This window comes from Bacillus sp. LR_5 (assembly GCF_042709275.1).
The window spans coordinates 1-820 of sequence record NZ_JAVAXX010000665.1 but is presented as its reverse complement, the minus strand read 5'-3'; the positions used below and the strand labels follow the sequence as shown (position 1 = coordinate 820).

The window sequence follows — 820 nt, the reverse complement described above, 5'->3', positions numbered from 1 at the left end:
AGATCAAGCGGAAATGTTAGCGCTCGGTGACGGGACAAACCTAAAGCGTGTATTCGCCGGAGGTGAACCGCTTGCGCCGCGTACGGCAGCCCGTTTTGCTTCTATCTTGCCACAGGTATCATTAATCCATGGTTACGGGCCGACAGAAGCAACGGTAGACGCGGCATTTTACGTGTTGGACCCAGAACGGGACAGGGACCGTTTGCGGATTCCGATTGGGAAGCCCGTACCCGGTGCGCGTTTGTATGTTTTAGATCCACATTTAGCCGTACAGCCTTCTGGTGTCGCCGGCGAACTGTACATTGCCGGAGCGGGTGTTGCCAGAGGTTATTTGAATCGGCCGGCATTAACGGAGGAGCGTTTTCTTAAGGACCCGTTTTACCCGGGTGAACGCATGTACAAAACCGGGGATGTGGCGCGCTGGCTCCCTGACGGGAATATTGAATTCCTCGGGCGCACGGATGATCAGGTGAAAATCCGCGGCTACCGGATTGAACCGGGAGAAATTGAAGCGGCACTAAGAAGCATAGAAGGCGTAAGGGAGGCGGCTGTTACCGTACGGACAGACAGCGGCGAGCCGGAATTATGCGCTTATGTAGAAGGGCTCGAAAGAAACGAAGTGCGGGCACAGCTTGAAAGACTGTTGCCGGGCTACATGGTCCCAGCCTATATGATAGAGATGGAACAGTGGCCGGTTACACCAAGCGGAAAGCTCGACCGAAACGCCCTGCCAGCTCCTGGCGGAGCGGCAGATGCGGAGACCTACACGGCGCCGAGAAACGTGACTGAGATGAAGCTTTCTCAGCTGTGGGAGGACGTA

1 protein-coding gene is annotated in these 820 nt (G+C 55.9%); it reads left to right on the top strand.

The window, feature by feature from the left end:
• Positions 1-820: amino acid adenylation domain-containing protein (locus RAC86_RS39355; protein WP_377887032.1), on the top strand; the 820-nt coding region annotated here is incomplete at both ends.